15 protein-coding genes are annotated in these 18,286 nt (G+C 73.6%); 3 read left to right on the top strand and 12 right to left on the bottom strand.

Annotated elements, in window-relative coordinates:
• Window positions 1-235: 235 nt before the first annotated feature.
• From IE217_RS26495 to IE217_RS26460, 8 genes are all read right to left on the bottom strand, one after another.
• A complete protein-coding gene (locus IE217_RS26495) occupies window positions 236-1,054 on the bottom strand; it encodes a TrmH family RNA methyltransferase (protein ID WP_190180475.1) in 819 nt (272 codons plus the stop codon).
• Between the two features lie 64 nt (window positions 1,055-1,118).
• Window positions 1,119-2,357 carry a uroporphyrinogen-III C-methyltransferase gene (gene cobA, locus IE217_RS26490; RefSeq protein ID WP_190180474.1) on the bottom strand — a complete coding sequence of 413 codons (1,239 nt, stop codon included), beginning with the start codon at window positions 2,355-2,357 and terminating at the stop codon, window positions 1,119-1,121.
• A 228-nt stretch (window positions 2,358-2,585) separates the two neighbouring features.
• Window positions 2,586-6,668, bottom strand: a complete 4,083-nt coding sequence (gene cobT, locus IE217_RS26485) for a nicotinate-nucleotide--dimethylbenzimidazole phosphoribosyltransferase (RefSeq protein ID WP_190180473.1) — start codon at window positions 6,666-6,668, stop codon at window positions 2,586-2,588.
• A gap of 347 nt (window positions 6,669-7,015) precedes the next feature.
• Window positions 7,016-8,227: a precorrin-6y C5,15-methyltransferase (decarboxylating) subunit CbiE gene (cbiE, locus tag IE217_RS26480; protein WP_190180472.1), complete on the bottom strand. Its 1,212-nt coding sequence runs from the start codon at window positions 8,225-8,227 to the stop codon at window positions 7,016-7,018.
• Between the two features lie 135 nt (window positions 8,228-8,362).
• On the bottom strand, window positions 8,363-9,010 hold the full coding sequence (locus tag IE217_RS26475) for a GNAT family N-acetyltransferase (protein ID WP_190180471.1): 648 nt from the start codon (window positions 9,008-9,010) through the stop codon (window positions 8,363-8,365).
• A gap of 145 nt (window positions 9,011-9,155) precedes the next feature.
• Window positions 9,156-9,998 (bottom strand): MetQ/NlpA family ABC transporter substrate-binding protein, encoded by an 843-nt coding sequence (locus tag IE217_RS26470; RefSeq protein WP_190180470.1) that lies wholly within the window; start codon window positions 9,996-9,998, stop codon window positions 9,156-9,158.
• Window positions 9,999-10,081: 83 nt separating this feature from the next.
• Complete coding sequence (locus IE217_RS26465) at window positions 10,082-10,819, bottom strand: methionine ABC transporter permease (RefSeq protein ID WP_190180469.1); 738 nt, start codon at window positions 10,817-10,819, stop codon at window positions 10,082-10,084.
• Window positions 10,816-11,850: a methionine ABC transporter ATP-binding protein gene (locus IE217_RS26460; RefSeq protein WP_190180468.1), complete on the bottom strand. Its 1,035-nt coding sequence runs from the start codon at window positions 11,848-11,850 to the stop codon at window positions 10,816-10,818. The genes IE217_RS26465 and IE217_RS26460 overlap by 4 nt, the downstream gene beginning before the upstream one ends.
• Before the next feature lie 497 nt (window positions 11,851-12,347).
• Here IE217_RS26460 and IE217_RS26455 point away from each other — a divergent pair, with 497 nt between their 5' ends.
• Window positions 12,348-12,707, top strand: coding sequence for a hypothetical protein (locus IE217_RS26455; RefSeq protein WP_190180467.1), 360 nt, complete (start codon window positions 12,348-12,350; stop codon window positions 12,705-12,707).
• A gap of 1 nt (window position 12,708) precedes the next feature.
• Window positions 12,709-13,131, top strand: coding sequence for a hypothetical protein (locus tag IE217_RS26450; RefSeq protein WP_190180466.1), 423 nt, complete (start codon window positions 12,709-12,711; stop codon window positions 13,129-13,131).
• Here IE217_RS26450 and IE217_RS26445 read toward each other — a convergent pair.
• The 3 genes from IE217_RS26445 to IE217_RS26435 form a co-directional block, all read right to left on the bottom strand.
• A complete protein-coding gene (locus tag IE217_RS26445; protein WP_190180578.1) occupies window positions 13,121-13,618 on the bottom strand; it encodes a GNAT family N-acetyltransferase in 498 nt (165 codons plus the stop codon). The genes IE217_RS26450 and IE217_RS26445 overlap by 11 nt on opposite strands.
• A 45-nt stretch (window positions 13,619-13,663) precedes the next feature.
• Window positions 13,664-14,170: an RNA polymerase sigma factor gene (locus tag IE217_RS26440; protein ID WP_190180577.1), complete on the bottom strand. Its 507-nt coding sequence runs from the start codon at window positions 14,168-14,170 to the stop codon at window positions 13,664-13,666.
• Window positions 14,171-14,305: 135 nt separating this feature from the next.
• A complete protein-coding gene (locus tag IE217_RS26435) occupies window positions 14,306-15,550 on the bottom strand; it encodes a glycerophosphodiester phosphodiesterase (RefSeq protein ID WP_190180465.1) in 1,245 nt (414 codons plus the stop codon).
• Between the two features lie 351 nt (window positions 15,551-15,901).
• On the opposite strand from IE217_RS26435, the gene IE217_RS26430 reads away from it, so the two are divergent.
• Window positions 15,902-16,591, top strand: coding sequence for a lysophospholipid acyltransferase family protein (locus tag IE217_RS26430; RefSeq protein ID WP_190180464.1), 690 nt, complete (start codon window positions 15,902-15,904; stop codon window positions 16,589-16,591).
• 111 nt (window positions 16,592-16,702) lie between these two features.
• On the opposite strand, the gene IE217_RS26425 is transcribed toward IE217_RS26430, so the two are convergent.
• Entirely contained in the window at window positions 16,703-18,226 is a 1,524-nt protein-coding gene (locus IE217_RS26425) for an MFS transporter (RefSeq protein ID WP_190180463.1), read from the bottom strand.
• Window positions 18,227-18,286: the final 60 nt, after the last annotated feature.

Below are 18,286 nucleotides of genomic sequence, written 5' to 3'. Positions count from 1 at the left end.
TGCGGCCGGTGCCGCCGTCTCTGTGCGTGCGGGAGTTGCGGCTTGCGGCAGCCGGTGCGCTCCGGCGCGCCCGCCCTCTCTCGTAGGCGCGGGAGGCCGTCCGCCCCCGCAGGCGCGCGGGAAACCACGGGGCGGGCAGCCCGTGCGTACCGGCTGTCCGCCTTCCTAGGCGCGGGTCGCTCCGGGTTCGGGCAGCCCGTGCGTGCCCGCCGTCCGTTTCCGCAGGCGTGGGTCGCTACGGGTTGGGGCGGCCCGTTGCCACGGCGTAGAAGGCCACCGCTGCCGCCGCGCCCACGTTGAGGGAGTCGACGTTGTGGGACATGGGGATGCGGACCCACTCGTCGGCGGCCACCAGGGCCTGGGTGGACAGGCCGTCGCCCTCGGCGCCGAGCATGAGGGCGACCCTGTCCATCAGGTGCGGGGCGGCCTCGTCCAGGGAGGCGGCCTTCTCGTCCGGGGTGAGGGCGAGCAGCGTGAAGCCCGCCTCCCGGACCGCGTCCAGCCCCCTGGGCCAGGTGTCGAGGCGGGCGTACGGCACGGAGAACACCGCGCCCATGGAGACCTTGACGCTGCGGCGGTACAGCGGGTCGGCGCAGTCCGGCGAGAGCAGCACGGCGTCCATGCCGAGCGCGGCCGCCGACCGGAAGATCGCACCGATGTTGGTGTGGTCGTTGACGGACTCCATGACGGCGACCCGGCGTGCCGTGCGCAGCAGTTCGCCCGCCGTGGGCAGCGGCTTGCGCTGCATCGAGGCGAGCGCGCCCCGGTGCACGTGGTAGCCGGTGACCTGTTCGGCGAGTTCGGGGCTGACCGCGTAGACGGGGGCCGGGAGTTCGTCGATGACGTCGCGCATGACGTCGACCCACTTCGCGGACAGCAGCATCGAGCGCATCTCGTACCCGGCGTCCTTGGCCCGGCGGATGACCTTCTCGCCCTCCGCGATGAACAGGCCCTCGGCGGGTTCGCGCTTGCGGCGCAACTCGACGTCGGTCAGGCCCGTGTAGTCGCGCAGGCGCGGGTCGTCGGGGTCCTCAACGGTGATGAGATCGGCCACAGGGTGATACTGCCTTGTCCTGTCTACGGTGCCAACGGCTCGGAACGCGTCATGTTACCCGCGGTTACGCGGGAGGCGGGACCGCCGGTCCCACCCGGACCACCTCGCCGATGACGATGACGGCCGGCGGCTTGACCTCCTCGGCCCGCACCGTCTCGGCCACCGTGGACAGCGTCGCGTCGACGCGGCGCTGCGCGGCCGTGGTCCCCTCCTGGACCAGCGCCACCGGGGTGTCCGGCGACCTGCCGTGGGCGACGAGCGTCTCGGCGATCTTCCCTATCTTGTCCACGCCCATGAGCACGACGAGCGTGCCCGTCAGCTTCGCCAGGCTCGGCCAGTCGACCAGGGACCGCTCGTCGTCGGGCGCCACATGCCCGCTGACCACGGTGAACTCGTGGGCGACCCCCCGGTGGGTGACCGGGATGCCGGCCGCGCCCGGCACGGAGATGGAGCTGGAGATGCCCGGCACCACCGTGCACGGGATGCCCGCCTCGGCGAGCGCGTTGAGCTCCTCCATGCCGCGGCCGAAGACGTACGGGTCGCCGCCCTTGAGCCGGACCACCGCCTTGCCCTGCTTGGCGTGCTCGACGAGCGCGTTGTTGATGGCCTCCTGGGCCATGTAACGGCCGTACGGGATCTTCGCCGCGTCGATCACCTCGACGTGCGGCGGGAGTTCGGCGAGCAGGTCGCGCGGACCGAGCCGGTCGGCGATCACGACGTCGGCCTCGGCGAGCAGCCGGCGGCCGCGCACGGTGATCAGGTCGGGGTCGCCGGGGCCGCCGCCCACCAGGGCGACACCCGCGGTGCGGGTGCGGTGGTGCGGGGCGACGAGCGTGCCGTCGCGCAGGCCCTCGACGACCGCGTCGCGGATGGCCGCGGTGTGCCGGGGATCCCGGCCGCGCGCGCTGGTGGTGAGCACGGCGACCGTGACGCCCTCGCTGTGCCCGGTGGCCGGGGTCCACGCCGTCGCCGCGTCGGCGTCGTCGGAGCGCACGCACCACACGCGCCGGCGCTCCGCCTCGGCCGAGGCGCGCGTGTTCGCGTCGTGGTCGCTGGTGGCGATCAGGGCGTACCAGGCCTCGGCGAGGTCGCCGTCCTCGTACGGCCGCCGGTGCCAGGCGATCTCGCCCGCGTCCGCCATGGCCTCCACGGAGGGCGTGGCCTCGGGCGAGACGAGGACGACGTCCGCGCCCGCGGCGATGAGCGCCGGGAGGCGTCGCTGGGCGACCTGGCCGCCGCCCAGGACGACCACGCGGCGGCCGGAGAGGCGGAGGCCTACGGGGTAGGCGGGGTGTTCGGCCATGGGGTTGCGGCTCCTCGTCCGGGCGGGCCGGTGTTCGAGTGGTCCGGTGGTCCGGTGGCCCGGTGGTTCGGGCGGTCCAGTCGGTGCGGAGGGGCGCTACGGCTCTGGAGCGGCCCTGACGTGCGGATTTTAGACGTGGTTCAGCGTACGGCGGGGGCCGGGGGCGCGCAGGAGCGCGAACCCGCCGGCCCCGGACGCGCGACCCGGCGTACGGCCCGGTGCAGGGCGCTACTTCTCGGTGACGCCGGCCGAGTCGAACGTCGCCACCTCGTGCATCGCTCGCGCCGTGCTCTGCACCAGCGGCAGCGCCAGCAGCGCGCCGGTGCCCTCGCCGAGACGCAGGTCGAGGTCGACCAGGGGGCGCAGGCCGAGCTTGTTGAGCGCGGCCACGTGGCCCGGCTCGGCGCTGCGGTGACCGGCGATGCAGGCCGCGAGCACCTCGGGGGCGATCGCGCGGGCCACCAGGGCGGCGGCGCCCGCGCTGACCCCGTCCAGGATCACCGGCGTACGCAGGGAGGCGCCGCCGAGGAGGAGGCCGACCAACGCCGCGTGCTCGAAGCCGCCGATCGCGGCGAGGACGCCGATGGGGTCGGCCGGATCCGGCTGGTGCACTTCGATGGCCCGGCGGACCACCTCGGTCTTGCGGGCCAGCGTCTCGTCGTTGATGCCCGTGCCGCGGCCGGTCACCTCGGCCGGGTCGGCGCCGGTGAACACGGAGATGAGGGCCGCGGACGCGGTGGTGTTCGCGATGCCCATCTCGCCGGTGAGCAGCGCCTTGTTGCCGGCCGCCACCAGGTCGCGGGCGGTCTCGATGCCCACCTCGATGGCCTTCTTGGCCTCCTCGCGGGTCATCGCGGGGCCGGTGGTCATGTCGGAGGTGCCCGCGCGGATCTTGCGCGGCAGCAGGCCCGGGGTGGCCGGGAGGTCGGCGGCGACGCCCACGTCGACGACGCACACCTCGGCGCCCACCTGGCCGGCGAAGGCGTTGCAGACCGCTCCCCCGCCGAGGAAGTTGGCCACCATCTGCGCGGTGACCTCCTGCGGCCAGGGGGTGACGCCCTGGGCGTGCACACCGTGGTCGCCGGCGAAGATCGCGACGGCCGCGGGCTCCGGGATGGGCGGCGGGCACTGCCGGGACAGGCCGGACAGCTGCGCGGAGATGATCTCCAGCATGCCGAGCGCGCCGGCCGGCTTGGTCATGCGCTTCTGCCGCTCCCACGCCTCGCCGAGCGCCTTCGCGTCCAGCGGGCGGATCTGGGAGACGGTCTCGGCGAGCAGGTCGTGCGGGTCCTCACCGGGCAGCGCGCGACGGCCGTACGTCTCCTCGTGCACGACCCACGACAGCGGGCGGCGCTTGGACCAGCCGGCCTGCATCAGCTCGGGCTCGTCCGGGAACTCGTCGACGTACCCGACGCACAGGTAGGCGATGACCTCCAGGTGCTCGGGCAGGCCGAGGGCGCGGACCATCTCGCGCTCGTCGAAGAAGCTGACCCAGCCGACGCCGAGGCCCTCGGCGCGGGCCGCGAGCCACAGGTTCTCGACGGCCAGGGCGGCGGAGTACGGCGCCATCTGGGGCTGGGTGTGGCGGCCGAGGGTGTGCCGGCCGCCGCGGGTGGGGTCGGCGGTGACGACGATGTTCACCGGGGTGTCGAGGATGGCCTCGATCTTCAGTTCCTTGAACTGCTTCGCCCGGCCCTTGGGCAGCGACTTGGCGTACGCGTCGCGCTGACGCATCGCCAGCTCGTGCATCGCGCGCCGGGTGTCGGCGGAGCGGATGACGACGAAGTCCCAGGGCTGGGAGTGGCCCACGGAGGGCGCGGTGTGGGCGGCCTCCAGGACGCGGAGCAGCACCTCGTGCGGGATGGGGTCGCCGCGGAAGCCGTTGCGGATGTCGCGGCGCTCGCGCATCACCTTGAGCACGGCCTCGCGCTCGGCCTCGTCGTAGCCGGGAGCGGCCGGGGTCTGCAGGTCGTCCGGGTGCTGGGCGGCCACGGGTGCCGGTTCCCCGGCGGAGTCGGGCGCGGTGGGCTCGGCCTCGCCGTCGCGGGGGGCCGGGACGGTGGCCACCGGCTCCTGGGGGGCCTCGGCGGCGGCCCGGGGTTCGGCGACCGGCTGGGCCTCGGCGACCGGCTGAGGGTCGGCCTGGGCCTCGGGCTCGGCCTGTTCGGGCTGCTCCGGCTCCGGCTGGTCCGCCGGGAGCACGATCGGGTGCGGCGGAGTGGGCGCGAGGTGGGGCGTGGTGGGTACGGAGCCGTCGACCGGGACGAACTGTCCCAGCGGCTGCTCCGGTCCGGGCTGCGCGGGAACGGCGGCGGGTACGGCGCCTTCCGGCGCCCCGGGCTCGGCGGCAGCGAGGGCGTCCTCCAACGCAGGCTGCGGCTCGGCGGCTTGGGCCGCCTGCGCGGCCTGGGCCGCCGCCGCGTCGACCAGGAGCGCGGGCCGGGGCTCCTGGGCGTCCGGAGTGTGGACGACGGCGTCCACGAAGTGAACGTGCGCGGTCGTTCCCCCCTCGGGCGCCACCGGCTCGGGCGCCTGCCCGACCTGCGGCCCCTGCACCTCGCCGGGCACGGCGAAGCCGGCGGGCGGGGTGGCGGTGCCGTCGGCCGGTGCCGGGGCACCGGCGTTCGCGTACTCGTCCGCGGCACCGGTGCCACCGGGCCCCTGGGGCACGCCCGCGCCGTGCGGCGCCTCGACGGCACCGCCGGCCTGCTGGACCTCGGCGGCCTGCGGGGCAGCCTCGGCGGCCTGCTCGCCCTCGGCCACGTGCGGGCCCTCGCCCGCCTCCTGGACACCGGGGACCGGATGAGCCCCGGCGAGCAGTTGAGCGTCGGCGGCCTGCTGGGCTGCAGCGGCCTGCTCGCCCTCGGCGGCGTACGCGACCTCGCCCGCCTGCTGGACACCGGCGACCGGCCCGCCCTCGGCGGCCTGCTGGGCATCGGCGACGTGCGGGGCCTCTCCCACCTGCTGGACCTCCGCCGCGTACGGGCCCTCGCCCGCCTCCTGGACCCCGGGGACCGGCTGAACCTCGGCGGCCTGCCGGCCCTCGGTCCCGTGCGGGTCCTCGTCGGCACGCTGGGCCCCGGCCGCGGGCTGCCCCTGATCCCCGTGCGGGCCCTCGCCCACGCGGGGGACCTCGCCCGCCTGCTGAGCCCCGGCGACCTCCTCAGCTCCGGCGGCCTGCGGAACCTCGCCCGCCTGTTGGACTCCGGGGACCGGCTGAGCCTCGATGACCTGCCCGCCCTCGGCGCCACGCTGGGCCTCGGCCGCGTACGGACCCTCGCCCGCCTGCTGGACAGCGGCGGCCGGCTGAGCCTCGGCGGCCTGCCCGCCCTCGCCCGCCTGCGGGCCCTCGGCGGCACGCCGGGCCTCAGCCGCGGGACCGCCGCCGGTCTGTTCCTCGGCCGCGTGCGGGCCCCCGGCCGCCGGCTCGGCCCCGATGGGCTGCTCGGCGCTGGGAACCGCCGCCTCGGGAGCCCGTACGGCCCCCGGCTCCACTCCCCCGGCCTGCGCGGCCGCGGGGACCTGGCCCGCGCCAGCCGCGACGCCCGCGGGACCGGCGGCCTCCGGCGCCTGCGCCACCCCGGCCGCGTCGGCGGCGGGACCGCCCGCCTGCCCCTCGGGAAGGGTGTGGGCGCCCTGCGTTTCCTGGCCGGTTCCGGCCGGCGCCACGCCGGCCTGGGCCGCGAGGCGGGCCATGGCGGCCTGGGCCGCGTCACCGGGCTCGGCGCCCGGAACAACCGTTTCCGCGGCCCCGGCCTCCGCGCTCGCCTGGGCCACCACGGGCGCCTGCGCGGCGGGCGCGGCGGCCTGCGCGCCCCACGGGGCGGCACCCTGGGGCGCCAGCTCGCGCTGCGGGACGTCGAGGTACTCGGGGCCGGCCGTGGGCGGTCCGGGGTGCCTGACCGGCGCGCCCGCGGGGCCCCGGTCGGCGAGGGAGCGGACCGGGCTGGCGGAGGCGTCGGGGATCTGCGGGCCGAGGTGCAGCGGCCGGCGCGGCGGCACCGGAGCGCCGGGCGGCGGCGTGTGCCCCGGGTCGTGGTGCAGGACGCCGCCGAGGTCGACGGAGCCGCTGTCACGCCCGGACGCCTCGTGCGCGCCCGGCTGGTGGACGGCCTCGACGACCGGTTCCGGGGCGGGCGGGGGCACTTCGTTGCCCCACGCGCCCTGGGAGCCCGGCAGCAGCAGGTCTTCGTCCTCGGCGGGAGACTCGGAGAGGTAGGTGTACGCGCCGTGCGGGGGGACGCCCGGCTGCTCCACCATGCCTGCGCTCTCCGGCAGTCCCTCGCCCGGGACCTGGCCGGTGTCGGTCATGCGTACCCCTCGCCCATCGGTTTAGTGCTTCTGCATCCTGCTCGCCCGGAACGGCGCACCGACCGCCCCGCTGTGAAGAACGAGCGTCCGCGCCCAGCGGCACGAACGACCGCCCGTAAAAGGCGACAAAGCCATTGAGTGGCATTGTCCCGGTCGTCGCGCCACCGCGACAGCGTGATCCGCCACGGTCCGCTGTGGACTGCGCCACGTTGCGCGTCCTGACGGTTCTGCCGTACCACACCCGTCCCAAAACGGGTGGGTTTTCCGGATATTGACGAACGAAGTTCCGGATCACCCGAAGCGGTATGACGATCGGCCACCCTACCGCGCGCGATACGACGATCCGATCACGGGGCGCGGTCGGGGAGGACCCCGCTGAGCAGGAACGCGACGCTCCGCTCGGTCTCCGTCCAGGCCCGGGTGTCGAGTTCGACGGACTGGAGCAGGGCGCACTCGACCTGGTACCCGTGCTCGGTGAGGTCGCGGCCTACGAGTTCGGCGGCGTCCCGGGTGGCGGCGTGGGCGACGATGCGCTGGGGGCGGCGGTCGGCGACCGCGGAGACCACGGCCGCTCCCCCGCCGCCGACCCGGACGACGTCCGGTTCGGGCAGGTTCTCCAGGATGTGCGGGGCGTCGCCGTGCACGACCTGCAACTGGACGCCGAAGTGGCGGGCGGCCGACTCGGTGCGGGCGCAGGCCTCCGGGTCGCGGTCGACGGCGATGACGGCGGCGCCGCCGCGGGCGGCCTCGGTGGCGAAGGCGCCGCTGCCGCAGCCGATGTCCCACACGAGGTCTCCGACGCGCGGTCCGAGGCGGGCGAGTTGGGCGGCGCGGAGCAGATCCGTCTCCCCCTCGCCGAGGCCGCCGCCGTAGGCCTGGGCGGGCTGGGTCCAGCCGCGCGGCCCGGCGGCCGGGTCGCGTCCGGCGATCCAGCCACCGCCCTCGCCCGCGCCGGCCGGCCCGCCGATGACGATGACGACGTTCGGGTCGCGCCAGCTGTGGTCGGCCGCCTTGTCGGAGGTGACGACGGTGACCTGTTCGCGCTCGGTGCCGAGTTCCTCGCAGATGACGAAGGTGCGGTGCACGCCCTCCAGCAGCAGGCCGAGTTCGGCGGGCCCGGCGCCGGGGGCGGTGAGTACGGCCACTTTGGTGTGGGCGCGGCATACATTCACCGCGCGTCGCAGGGTGCGCTTGTGTGCGACGACCACTTGGGCGTCGTCCCAGGGCATTCCGGCGCGGGCGAAGGCGGCGGCCACGGAGGAGACGGCGGGCACGACCTCGACCTCGAGACCGAACTCGGGCGCGCGCAGGGTCCGTACGACTCCGAAGAAGGCGGGGTCGCCGTCGGCGAACACCACGGCGGTGCCCCGGTGGGCGGCGATCCGGCGGGCGGCGAGGGCGACGCTGCCGAGGCGGATGCGCTCGGCGGCCGAAGGCACCTCGGGCAGCGCCAGGTGGTGGGCGGCGCCGGCCACGAGGGTGGCGGCGCCGAGCGCGCCGCGTGCCGCGTCGGTCAGTGGCGAGCCGTCCCAGCCGATCACCGTGACCCGGTCGGCCATCGTCGTCAGTCTCCAGGGGGTTTGACGGGAGCGTTCTCGCAGGTCGTCGGGGACGGCCCGCGCGGGCCCCCGTGAGGGTACCCGGTCGGGGGCGGGGCAGTGCGCCCGGCCCGGTCGCGTCGCCCGGGGTTTCCTTCAGTTCCAGTCGGCGTACGAGGTGAAGCCGCCGGCGCCGGAGCGCTGCTCGTCCATGTCCTCCAGACCTTCGAGGTCCTCGGGCAGCAGGCTCCAGACGATGAGGTCGGTGCGTACGTCGGCCCACTCGCCGCGCTCGTTTCTGCTCCGGGCTATCCAGGCGCCGCGCAGGACTCCCTCGCTGATGCAGCCGATCTTCTGGGCGACCTGCTGGGAGGCGGTGTTGTCGGCGGCGGTGCGCAGCTCCAGGCGCTCGAACCTCCGGTCGTCGAAGACCCAGTGGGCGGTGGCGAGGGCGGCCTCGCTGGCGTAGCCCTCGCCGCGGGCCCAGGGGGCGATGACGTAGGCCATCTCGGTGGAGCGCACCCGCCAGTCGGTCTTGCGCAGATGGACCGTGCCGACCAGGCGCTGGGTGAGGAACTCGTCGACGGCGAAGACGATGCCGCGGCCCTCGGCGCGTTCGGCGGGGGCGAGTCGGGTGATCCAGTCGCGGGCGTGGGCCTCGGTGTAGGGCTGGGGCACGGAGGTCCAGGCGGTGACCAGTTCGTCGTTCATCATCTCGGCGAAGGCCTCGATGTCCGACTCCTCCAGGGGGCGCAGGACCAACCGCTCCGTGCTGATGGAGATGTTGGGGAAGGTGCTCGTCATGCGCCGCTCCGTAACCTTCGGTGATCCTTCGGTGCCTGGCTGAACTGCCCAGCATGCAGCATGAAACCAGTGGACCGCACCACGGGGTCCGCACCGGGTGACGGTGCGGACCCCGTGCGTGCCGGCGGGCGGCCGCGGCGGCGGATCAGAACGCCGGGACGACCGCGCCGTCGTACTTGTCCTCGATGAACTTCTTGACCTCGGGCGAGGTGAGCAGCTTGGCGAGCTTCTTCACGCGCGGGTCGTTCTCGTTGCCCTTCTTCACGGCGAGGAAGTTGGCGTACGGGTTGTCCTTCGCGGCCTCGGCGGCGATGGCGTCCTTGGCGGGGCTGAGCTTGGCCTCCAGGGCGTAGTTGCCGTTGATCACCGCGGCGTCGACGTCACCGAGGGAGCGCGGCAGCTGGGCCGCCTCCAGCTCCTTGAACTTGAGGTTCTTGGGGTTGGAGGTGACGTCCTTGGGGGTCGCGTCGTACCCGGCGCCGGACTTCAGCTTGATGACGCCGTTGGCCTCGAGGAGCTTCAGGGCACGGGCCTCGTTGGTGGTGTCGTTGGGCAGCGCGACGGAGGCGCCCTGCTTGAGGTCCGCGAGCTCCTTGACGCTCTTGGAGTAGACGCCGAGCGGCTCCAGGTGCACGGTGCCGCCGGGCACGGGCACGATGTCGGTGCCGTTCTTCTTGTTGAAGTCGTCGAGGTACGGCTTGTGCTGGAAGTAGTTGGCGTCGACCTGGCCCTGCTGGACGGCCGTGTTGGGGGTCACGTAGTCGGTGAACTCCTTGACCTCCAGCTTGAGGCCGGCCTTCTTGGCCAGGTTGTCCTTCACGTAGGTGAGGATCTCGCCCTGGGGGGTGGGAGTGGCGGCGACCGTCAGCGTGGCGTCGGCGCCGGCCTTGCCGCTGCCGGAGGAGGAGCCGGAGCCGCAGGCGGAGAGCCCGAAGGCGAGGGCTCCGGCGGCCAGGACGGCGGTGGTGATCTTGGCGGTGTTACGCACGAAAAGTGCCTTTCCTTGGTGGTGCGACCCGTCGTGGGTGGACGGGGGGTTCTGGGGACGGGGCGTTTCGGGGACGGCCGGGCTCAGGCGGCCCGGCTCACCTCGTCCGGCGCGGGCTCCTTGGCCTTGAGCAGGCGGAGCCTGGGGGCGGGGCCGGAGCGGCCGCCGCGCCGGTGCAGGGAGCGGGCCGCGAGGTCGCCGGCGAACTGGATGAGGGAGATGACCACGGCGAGGATCGCCACGGTGATCCACATCAGCTGGGTCTCGAAGCGCTGGTAGCCGTAGCGGATGGCGATGTCGCCGAGTCCGCCGGCGCCGACGGTGCCGGCCATCGCGGTGTAGCCGATGAGCGCGACGACCGTGGTCGTGGTGCTGGAGATCAGCGAGGGCAGCGACTCGGGTACGAGGACCTTGCGCACGATGGTCCAGGTGTTGCCGCCCATCGCCTGCACGGCCTCGACGAGTCCGCCGTCCACCTCGCGCACGGCGGTCTCCACCAGGCGCGCGAAGAAGGGGATGGCGCCGATGGCCAGCGGCACGATGGCGGCCTCGCGGCCGATGGTGGTGCCGGTGACCCAGCGGGTGAAGGTCATGAGGGCCACCATGAGGATGATGAACGGCATCGAGCGGGCGATGTTCACGATCTGCCCGAGGACCTTGTTGGCGAGCACGTTCTGCAGCAGGCCGCCCCGGTCGGTGAGGACCAGCAGGATGCCGAGCGGGAGTCCGCCGGCGACGGCGATCAGGGTGGACCAGCCGACCATGTAGAGGGTGTCCCAACAGGCCTGGGACAGCAGCGGCTGCATCTCGGACCAGGTCACTTGGCACCTTCCTTGACCAGCGGGCCGTCCTGGCTCACGACGTCGATCCGCAGGCCCTGTTCGCGCAGGAAGCCCAGGGGCACGACGTTCTCCTCGTAGCGGCCGGGCAGTTCGATGCGCATGCGGCCGATCTGCAGGCCGCCGACGGTGTCGATGGCGGCACCGAGGATCGATATGTCGATGTTGTAGGTACGGGCCAGCTGCGAGACGACGGGCTGGGTGGTGCTCTCGCCGTGGAAGGTGACGTCGACGACCGTGCGGTCCTCACCGGTGGCGAGGCCGCCCACCGGGAAGAGCGCGGCGGCCAGTTGCGAGCCGGGGGTGGCGAGCAGTTCGCCGACGGTGCCGGACTCGACGACGCGGCCGCGTTCCATGAGGGCGGCGGAGTCGCAGACCGACTTCACGACGTCCATCTCGTGTGTGATGAGCAGGACGGTGAGGCCGAGCTGCCGGTTCAGGTCGCGCAGCAGTTGGAGGATGGAGCGGGTGGTCTCCGGGTCGAGGGCGCTGGTGGCCTCGTCGGAGAGCAGCACCTTGGGGTCGCCTGCCAGGGCGCGGGCGATGCCGACGCGCTGCTTCTGGCCGCCGGAGAGCTGGGCGGGGTAGGCGCCCGCCTTGTCGGCGAGGCCGACGAGGTCGAGCAGTGCGAGCGCCTTGCGGGAACGTTCCTTCCCCGACTTGCCGAGGATCTCCAGGGGCAGTTCGACGTTGTCCTGGACGGTGCGTGAGGACAGCAGGTTGAAGTGCTGGAAGACCATGCCGATCCGGCTGCGCGCCCGCCGCAGTTCCTTGCCGGCGCGGGGGCCGCGCCCGGCGAGCGCGGTGAGGTCCTGGCCGTCGACGGTCACGGTGCCGGCGGTGGGGCGCTCCAGCAGGTTGACGCAGCGGATGAGCGAGGACTTGCCGGCGCCGGACTGGCCGATGACGCCGTACACCTCGCCTTCGCGGACGTGCAGGTCGACGCCGTCGAGGGCGGTGACCTCGCGGCCGCGCGAGCGGTAGACCTTGGTCAGGCCCGATGTGGTGATCACGTGGGTTTCCGTCACTGTCGAGTGCGCGGGCGTGGGTGTGCCCGGGCAGGGGGACGTTCGTTCAGGGACGCGACACGGCTCTCGCCGGGGGCGAGGGAACCGGGGGAACATGTGCGCCTTGGAGGCGTGGCGTCGGTCGCGTGCGGCATACGCCGTCGCACGCGGGGTGCCACGGCGTCTCGCTTCGGGGCGCGAGGCTCAGGTGGTGCGGGGGCCCTCTAGAAGGCGCACATTCGACACATGCGGCGAGCACCGGGCGTCATGGTCGCCTCGGTCGCAGGGATGCGGTCGCTCGTCGTGGTCATGCGGTCAGTAAACCAGACCGACGGTCCTGACCGGACATCACTGTCCGCATACTGGACACACGTGGACACCGGCCCGTGCGGCACCGGGCCCGACCCCGTCCGGCTGTGGCCGACGCCACGCGGACGGCGTGCGTCCCGTATCCCGCCGGGGCCGGGCGGGGCGGGGTGTTTGGGGCGTAATAAGGTCACTGCATGCTTGATGCCCTGACGCTGGTGACCGGCGTCGCCGCGCTGCTGCTCGCCGCCTGGTGCGGCTGGGCGGCCTACCGTGACCAGCCGACGAAGGACTGGCACTTCATCGGGATGGCCGTGGTCTCGCTGCTGGCCCTGGTCCAGCTGGTGATCGGGATCGTGGCGCTGGCGCGGGGCGAGAAGCCGGACCAGGGCACGACGATCTTCGTGGCGTATCTGCTGGGCGCCCTCGCGTGCGTCCCGGCGGCCGCCTTCATGTCGCTGGCCGAGCGCACCCGCTGGGGTTCGGTGACGGTCGCGGCCGGCGGTGTGGTGCTGGCCGTGCTCGAGGTGCGGCTCTTCGACATCTGGGGAGGGTGAGATGGCCACCACGGAGGACAAGCCAGCGAGGACGCGGCTCATCGGCGGGCCGGGCATGCTGCTCGTCTGGTTCTACGGCGTGATGGTCGTCGGCGCGGTGTCGCGCTCCGTCTACCAGATCGCCACCGAGTTCGACCGCGCCCCGCTCGCCTACGCGCTGTCGGCGGCGGCGGGCGTGGTCTACGGCTTCATCACGTACACGCTGGTGCGCGGCGGGGAGAAGGCCCGCAGGGCGGCGCTGGTGTGCTGCGCCGCCGAGCTCGCGGGCGTGCTGATCGTCGGCACGTGGACGCTGGTGGAGCCGTCCGCGTTCCCGGACGCGACCGTGTGGTCGGACTACGGCATGGGCTACGTCTTCATCCCGGTGCTGCTGCCGCTGTCCGCGATGTACTGGCTGCGCAGGGCCCGCACCGTCACGCCGTAGCCGCGTACGTCCCCGCCGGCTTCTCCAGCACGATCATCGGTACGCCGTCGGCGCCCTGCGAGGTGCCGACCGCCTCGTAGCCCACGCGCCGGTACAGGCGCAGGCCGCTCTCGCTGCGGTGGCCCGTGTGCAGGCGGAACCTGGTGGCGCCGCGCTCCCCGGCGAGCGCGGCCTCGGCGGCGCGCAGCAGGCGCGCGCCGATGCCGTGGCCCTGGAGGCGGGGGTGGACGCAGAGCTTGCCGATGGAAGCGGCGCCGTCCTCGCCGAGGTGGCCGCGGACCGAGCCGACGACCTCCTCGCCGAGCCGGGCGACGAACACGCAGTCCTCCGCGACTTCCTCGCGGACGGAGTCCAGGCTCTGGACGAGGGGGTCGATGCGGTAGTTGCCGTACAGCGCGGCCTCGCTCTGGAAGCACAGGTACTGCAACCTGAAGATCTGCTCCGCGTCCTGCCCGGTCGCCGCAGAGATGGTCACGCTCATGCCCATGTGCGCACGCCTCCCGCTCACCTGATCACCTGTCGTCCCTCACTCCTATCCCCGCGCTTCGTGGGCCGCAACCTCCGGTGCGAGCAGTCGTCGCAGACAACTCAGGCATCTGGAACGTTCCGGGCCGAGACTGCCCTGTGAGATACCCAACTCCCCAGCGATCTCCCGGTAGGTGAGGTCCCTCGGCGACAGCAGCGCCTCCAGCAGCCGTGGGCAGCGGCCGGGCAGCCGCCGCACCGCGTCGCGCAGGGCGCGGTGGCGGGCGTCGGTCAGGACGAGGTGTTCGGGGCCGCGTTCGTGGTCGTCGGCGGGTTCGAGGGCGTAGGGGCGTTCGAGGCCGGCGGTGCGGCGGGTGCGGCGGGCCTCCGAGCGGACGGCCTTGCGCAGCCAGCTCTGCGGGTCGTGCGGCGGGCGGTCGGCCCGCAGCAACTCCAGCAGCCGCAGCCAGACCGCCTGTTCCAGGTCCCCCGGTTCGGTTCCACAGGCATGTGCCTCCGCCCTTGCCTCGGCGGCCAGCAGCGGGCGCAGGGCGGTGAGCAGGTCGTGCGTCATATGCGTCACGACGCGGCCGCCCCGGCGCGGGTTGCCGGAGCGGCCGGAGGTTCACCCCCAAGCGGGAGCGGGCGGCCGGGCGCTTGACGGTACGGCCGCCGCCGTGACGTTCCGCCCGGACCGCGCTTTTTCGGCTCAGCGGCGCAGGAAGTCCTCGCGGGCGAGCACCCCGGTGTCCGCGTTGTCCGTGAAGACGCCGTCGATGCCGGTGGCGAAGTACGCCTGGAAGACGCCGAAGACGTCGCCGTAGCCGTCGGCGGCCGTGCCCTTGCGGAACTTCGGCGGCAGGAAGGGGTTTTCGTTGCGGACCGTGTACGGGTGGAGGATCAGGCCCGCCGCGTGGGCGTCGCGGACGAGGCTGCTGGGCTCGGTGAGGTTGCCGTCCTCGTCCTTGGGGATGACGAGGTCCACGGTCGGGCCGATGCCCTGGGCGTAGGAGGCGATCTCCTCGAGGCCCTCGGGCGTGATGAGGTCGGCGACCGTGCGCGGGTCGCCGCCGGCCACGAAGTCGTAGGGGCGGGTGCCGGCGCCCGACAGCAGCACGACGAGCGGGTTGTCCACCAGCCTGTTCAGCCGCTGGATGCTGGTCGGTTCGAAGGACTGGAGGATCACCGGCGAGTTCCGGCGGTCCTTGCCGTGCCGGCGCAGCAGCCCGGCGACGCGTTCCTCCAGGCCGAGCCCGAGTCCGCGGAAGTACGTCGGGTGCTTGGTCTCCGGGTAGACGATCACCTGCCGGCCGCGCCTGCGGGTCTGCTCGTCCTGCCACTTGAGGACCTCTTCGAAGGTGGGGATCTCCCAGCGCCCGTTGTAGAGGGTGTTGTGCGGGCGGTTGGCCGGGATGCGCTCGACGGCGCGCAGCCGCTTGAGCTCGGCCAGGGTGAAGTCCTCGGTGAACCATCCGGTGGTGGGGACCCCGTCGACGGTCTTGGTCGTTCTGCGGCCGGCGAACTCGGGGTGGTCGGCGACGTCCGTGGTGCCGCCGATCTCGGGCTCGTGCCGGCAGACGAGGTGACCGTCCCGGGTGGGCACCAGGTCCCCGGCCTCGACGATGTCGGCGCCGAGGTCGAGGGCCAGTTCGTAGGAGCCGAAGGTGTGCTCCGGGCGGTAGCCGGCGGCGCCCCGGTGACCGATGATCGCGGGCTTCGGCAGACGGCCGACCGGGCCCGCCCCGCCGCGTCCGGCCGCCTCGCGGAGCGCCGCACCGTCCCGCGCCGGGCCGCCCTGCGCGGCGCCCGCCGTGCCCGGCAGTCCGAGCACCGCGCCGCCCGCGCCGAGCGCGGCGGCGCCGAGCAGCGCGCGGCGTCCGGTGATCCGCCCGGTGATCCCTCCGGTCGCCCGTCCGGTCCGGCGTCCTTGCTCGTCCGACTCCTGCGTCCCCATGAGCGCCTCCTGCTCTCGTGTCGTCCGTGCGCGCCCGATCGTAGGTGTGCGGGCATGACGGCCGGGAGACCGCGCGCCGAACACGGCGGTGACGCCGGATGGCCTACGGGACCTGGGTGGTGACGCCGCGTCGGCAGGACGGGTGCATGGCGGGCGCGCGGCGGGAAACCCGGACAGAGAGGGCGGCTGCGCGAGGTGCGTCACACCGTTCCGTGCGGGTTACCGGGGTGCGACGGGCCCTTCGCGCAGGTAAACCTACGTCAACAGTGCGTAAGACGTGGTGAGCCCGATGTGCAATCGGCCCCGGGCCGCGAGTATCGTCCTCACCTGCACAGACTCATACCGATTCCCTTGACACCGGAGGGCCCGTTGTCCCGCTTCGCGCTCATCAAGGCAGTGCTCGGACCGATCATGCGCCTGATGTTCCGCCCACAGGTGGAGGGCGCGGAGCGCATTCCCGGCGAAGGCCCCGTCATCCTGGCCGGCAACCACCTGACGTTCATCGACTCGATGATCCTGCCGCTGGTCTGCGACCGTCAGGTCTTCTTCATCGGCAAGGACGAGTACGTCACCGGCAAGGGCTTCAAGGGCCGGCTGATGGCCTGGTTCTTCACCGGGGTCGGCATGATCCCGGTCGACCGCGACGGCGGCCGGGGCGGTGTGGCGGCGCTGATGACCGGGCGCCGCGTGCTGGAGGAGAACAAGATCTTCGGGATCTACCCGGAGGGCACCCGCTCCCCCGACGGCCGCCTCTACCGCGGCCGCACCGGCATCGCCCGGCTCACCCTGATGACCGGCGCGCCCGTGGTGCCGTTCGCCATGATCGGCACGGACAAGCTCCAGCCGGGGGGTTCGGGGCTGCCGCGGCCGGGACGGGTCACCGTCCGCTTCGGCGAGCCCATGGAGTTCTCGCGGTACGAGGGAATGGACCGGGACCGGTACGTGCTGCGGGCGGTGACCGACTCGGTGATGGCCGAGGTCATGCGGCTGTCCGGGCAGGAGTACGTGGACATGTACGCCACCAAGGCCAAGGCGGCGTGAGCCCCCGGCGGCCGGGCGCGCTCGCGCCGTAGGGCGCCTGCTCTTCTGCGGGTGCGGGTGGGGGGGCTGGTCGCGCGGTTCCCCGCGCCCCTGGGACGCGGACGCCCGCGTTCAGTGCGTTTCTTCCAGGTGCTGGTCCTTCAGCAGGAACCAGGCCGCTGCCGCCGCGGCCAGGAGCACGGCCGCTCCCGCGCCGGAGGCCAGGTGGAGGCCGTGGACGAAGGCGTCGCGGGCCGCGGTCAGGAGGGTGTCCGCCGTGTGCGGCGGGAGGCCGGCCGCCGTCTCCACCGCGCCGCCCAGTGACTCGCGGGCGGCGGAGGGGGTGCCGGGCGGCCCGGCGAAGCCGCGGTAGACGCCGGTCACGATCGAGCCGAGCAGCGCGATGCCGAGGGCCGCGCCGAGTTCGTACGCCGTCTCCGAGACCGCCGAGGCGGCGCCCGCCTGGTCCTTGGGGACGCTGGAGAGGATCACGTCGGCGGTCACCGTGAAGGAGAAGCCGGCCCCCACGCCGACCACCAGCAGGGCGGCGCCCAGCAGCGGGTAGCCGGTGGAGGCGTCGAGCGTGGTGAGCGCGGCCAGCGCGAGGCCCACCCCGGCGAGGCCGCCGAAGACCACGGACCGCACCGAGAAGCGCCGGGCCGCCCTGCCCGCCACGAGTCCGGCCGCCACCGCGCCCACGGCCGCCGGGAGTTCGGCCAGGCCTGCCTCGAACGGCCGCCTGCCCTGCACCAGTTGCAGGTACTGCGACAGGAAGAACACCAGCCCGGACATGCCCAGGACGGTGAGCAGATCGGCGAGGACCGCCCCGCCGAAGCCCCGGTTGCGGAACAGCCGGACGTCCAGCAGCGGCCTCGGCAGCGTCAGCTGGCGGTGCACGAACCCGTACAGCGCGGCCGCACCGAGCAGGCCGGTGGCCGACGCCGTCCAGGTGGGGCCGTGCGCGGCGGCCTCCTTCACGGCGTAGACGACACCGACCACGCCGGTCAGGGACAGCACGACGCTCGCCAGGTCCCAGGGGCCCGGGTCCGGGTTGCGCGACTCCGGCAGCAGCCGCGCGCCGACGAGCACGAGCACGGCCATCACGGGCAGGTTGATGAGGAAGACCGAGCCCCACCAGAAGTGCTCCAGCAGGAATCCGCCGGCTATGGGGCCCACGGCGGTGCCCGCGGAGGCGGTGGCGCCCCAGATGCCGACGGCGAGGCTGCGCTCGCGCGGATCGTGGAAGATGTTGCGGATCAGGGCGAGGGTGGCGGGCATCAGGGTGGCGCCCGCGACACCGAGCAGCGCCCGGGCGAGGATCATCAGCTCCGGTGTCGTCGCGTAGGCGTTGAGCACGGAGACCGCGCCGAACGCCGTGGCGCCGCCGAGCAGGATCCGCTTGCGGCCGACGCGGTCGCCGAGGCTGCCCATGGAGACCAGCAGGCCGGCGATGACGAACGAGTAGACGTCGCCGATCCACAGCAGCTGGGTGCCCGAGGGCCTCAGGTCCTCGCTGATGAAGGGCGTGGCGAGACCGAGTACGGTCGCGTCGACGGCCACCAGCAGCACGGCCAGGACGAGCACGCAGAGCGCGAGCCAGCGGCCACGGCGCCTCACCGCCTCCGTCACGGGCGCCGGCTGCAGGGTGCTGGTCATGGTTCCTAATCCTTGAGTAAGCGGTTCCGGTTCGTCCCGGCGGGGACTGTCCGGACTGTC

Origin of the sequence: Streptomyces naganishii JCM 4654, from assembly GCF_014650575.1 — a bacterium.
GTDB lineage: Bacteria > Actinomycetota > Actinomycetes > Streptomycetales > Streptomycetaceae > Streptomyces > Streptomyces naganishii.
Note: the sequence above shows the minus strand (reverse complement) of the source record. Positions and strands in the feature narration are given on the sequence as shown.

Bases quoted from the DNA above. Each gene is read 5' to 3' on its own strand.
- cobA (WP_190180474.1), bottom strand. From the start codon at position 2,357: ATGGCCGAACACCCCGCCTACCCCGTAGGCCTCCGCCTCTCCGGCCGC.
- cobT (WP_190180473.1), bottom strand. From the start codon at position 6,668: ATGACCGACACCGGCCAGGTCCCGGGCGAGGGACTGCCGGAGAGCGCA.
- cbiE (WP_190180472.1), bottom strand. From the start codon at position 8,227: ATGGCCGACCGGGTCACGGTGATCGGCTGGGACGGCTCGCCACTGACC.
- IE217_RS26475 (WP_190180471.1), bottom strand. From the start codon at position 9,010: ATGACGAGCACCTTCCCCAACATCTCCATCAGCACGGAGCGGTTGGTC.
- IE217_RS26455 (WP_190180467.1), top strand. From the start codon at position 12,348: ATGCTTGATGCCCTGACGCTGGTGACCGGCGTCGCCGCGCTGCTGCTC.
- IE217_RS26450 (WP_190180466.1), top strand. From the start codon at position 12,709: ATGGCCACCACGGAGGACAAGCCAGCGAGGACGCGGCTCATCGGCGGG.
- IE217_RS26445 (WP_190180578.1), bottom strand. From the start codon at position 13,618: ATGGGCATGAGCGTGACCATCTCTGCGGCGACCGGGCAGGACGCGGAG.
- IE217_RS26440 (WP_190180577.1), bottom strand. From the start codon at position 14,170: ATGACGCACGACCTGCTCACCGCCCTGCGCCCGCTGCTGGCCGCCGAG.
- IE217_RS26435 (WP_190180465.1), bottom strand. From the start codon at position 15,550: ATGGGGACGCAGGAGTCGGACGAGCAAGGACGCCGGACCGGACGGGCG.
- IE217_RS26425 (WP_190180463.1), bottom strand. From the start codon at position 18,226: ATGACCAGCACCCTGCAGCCGGCGCCCGTGACGGAGGCGGTGAGGCGC.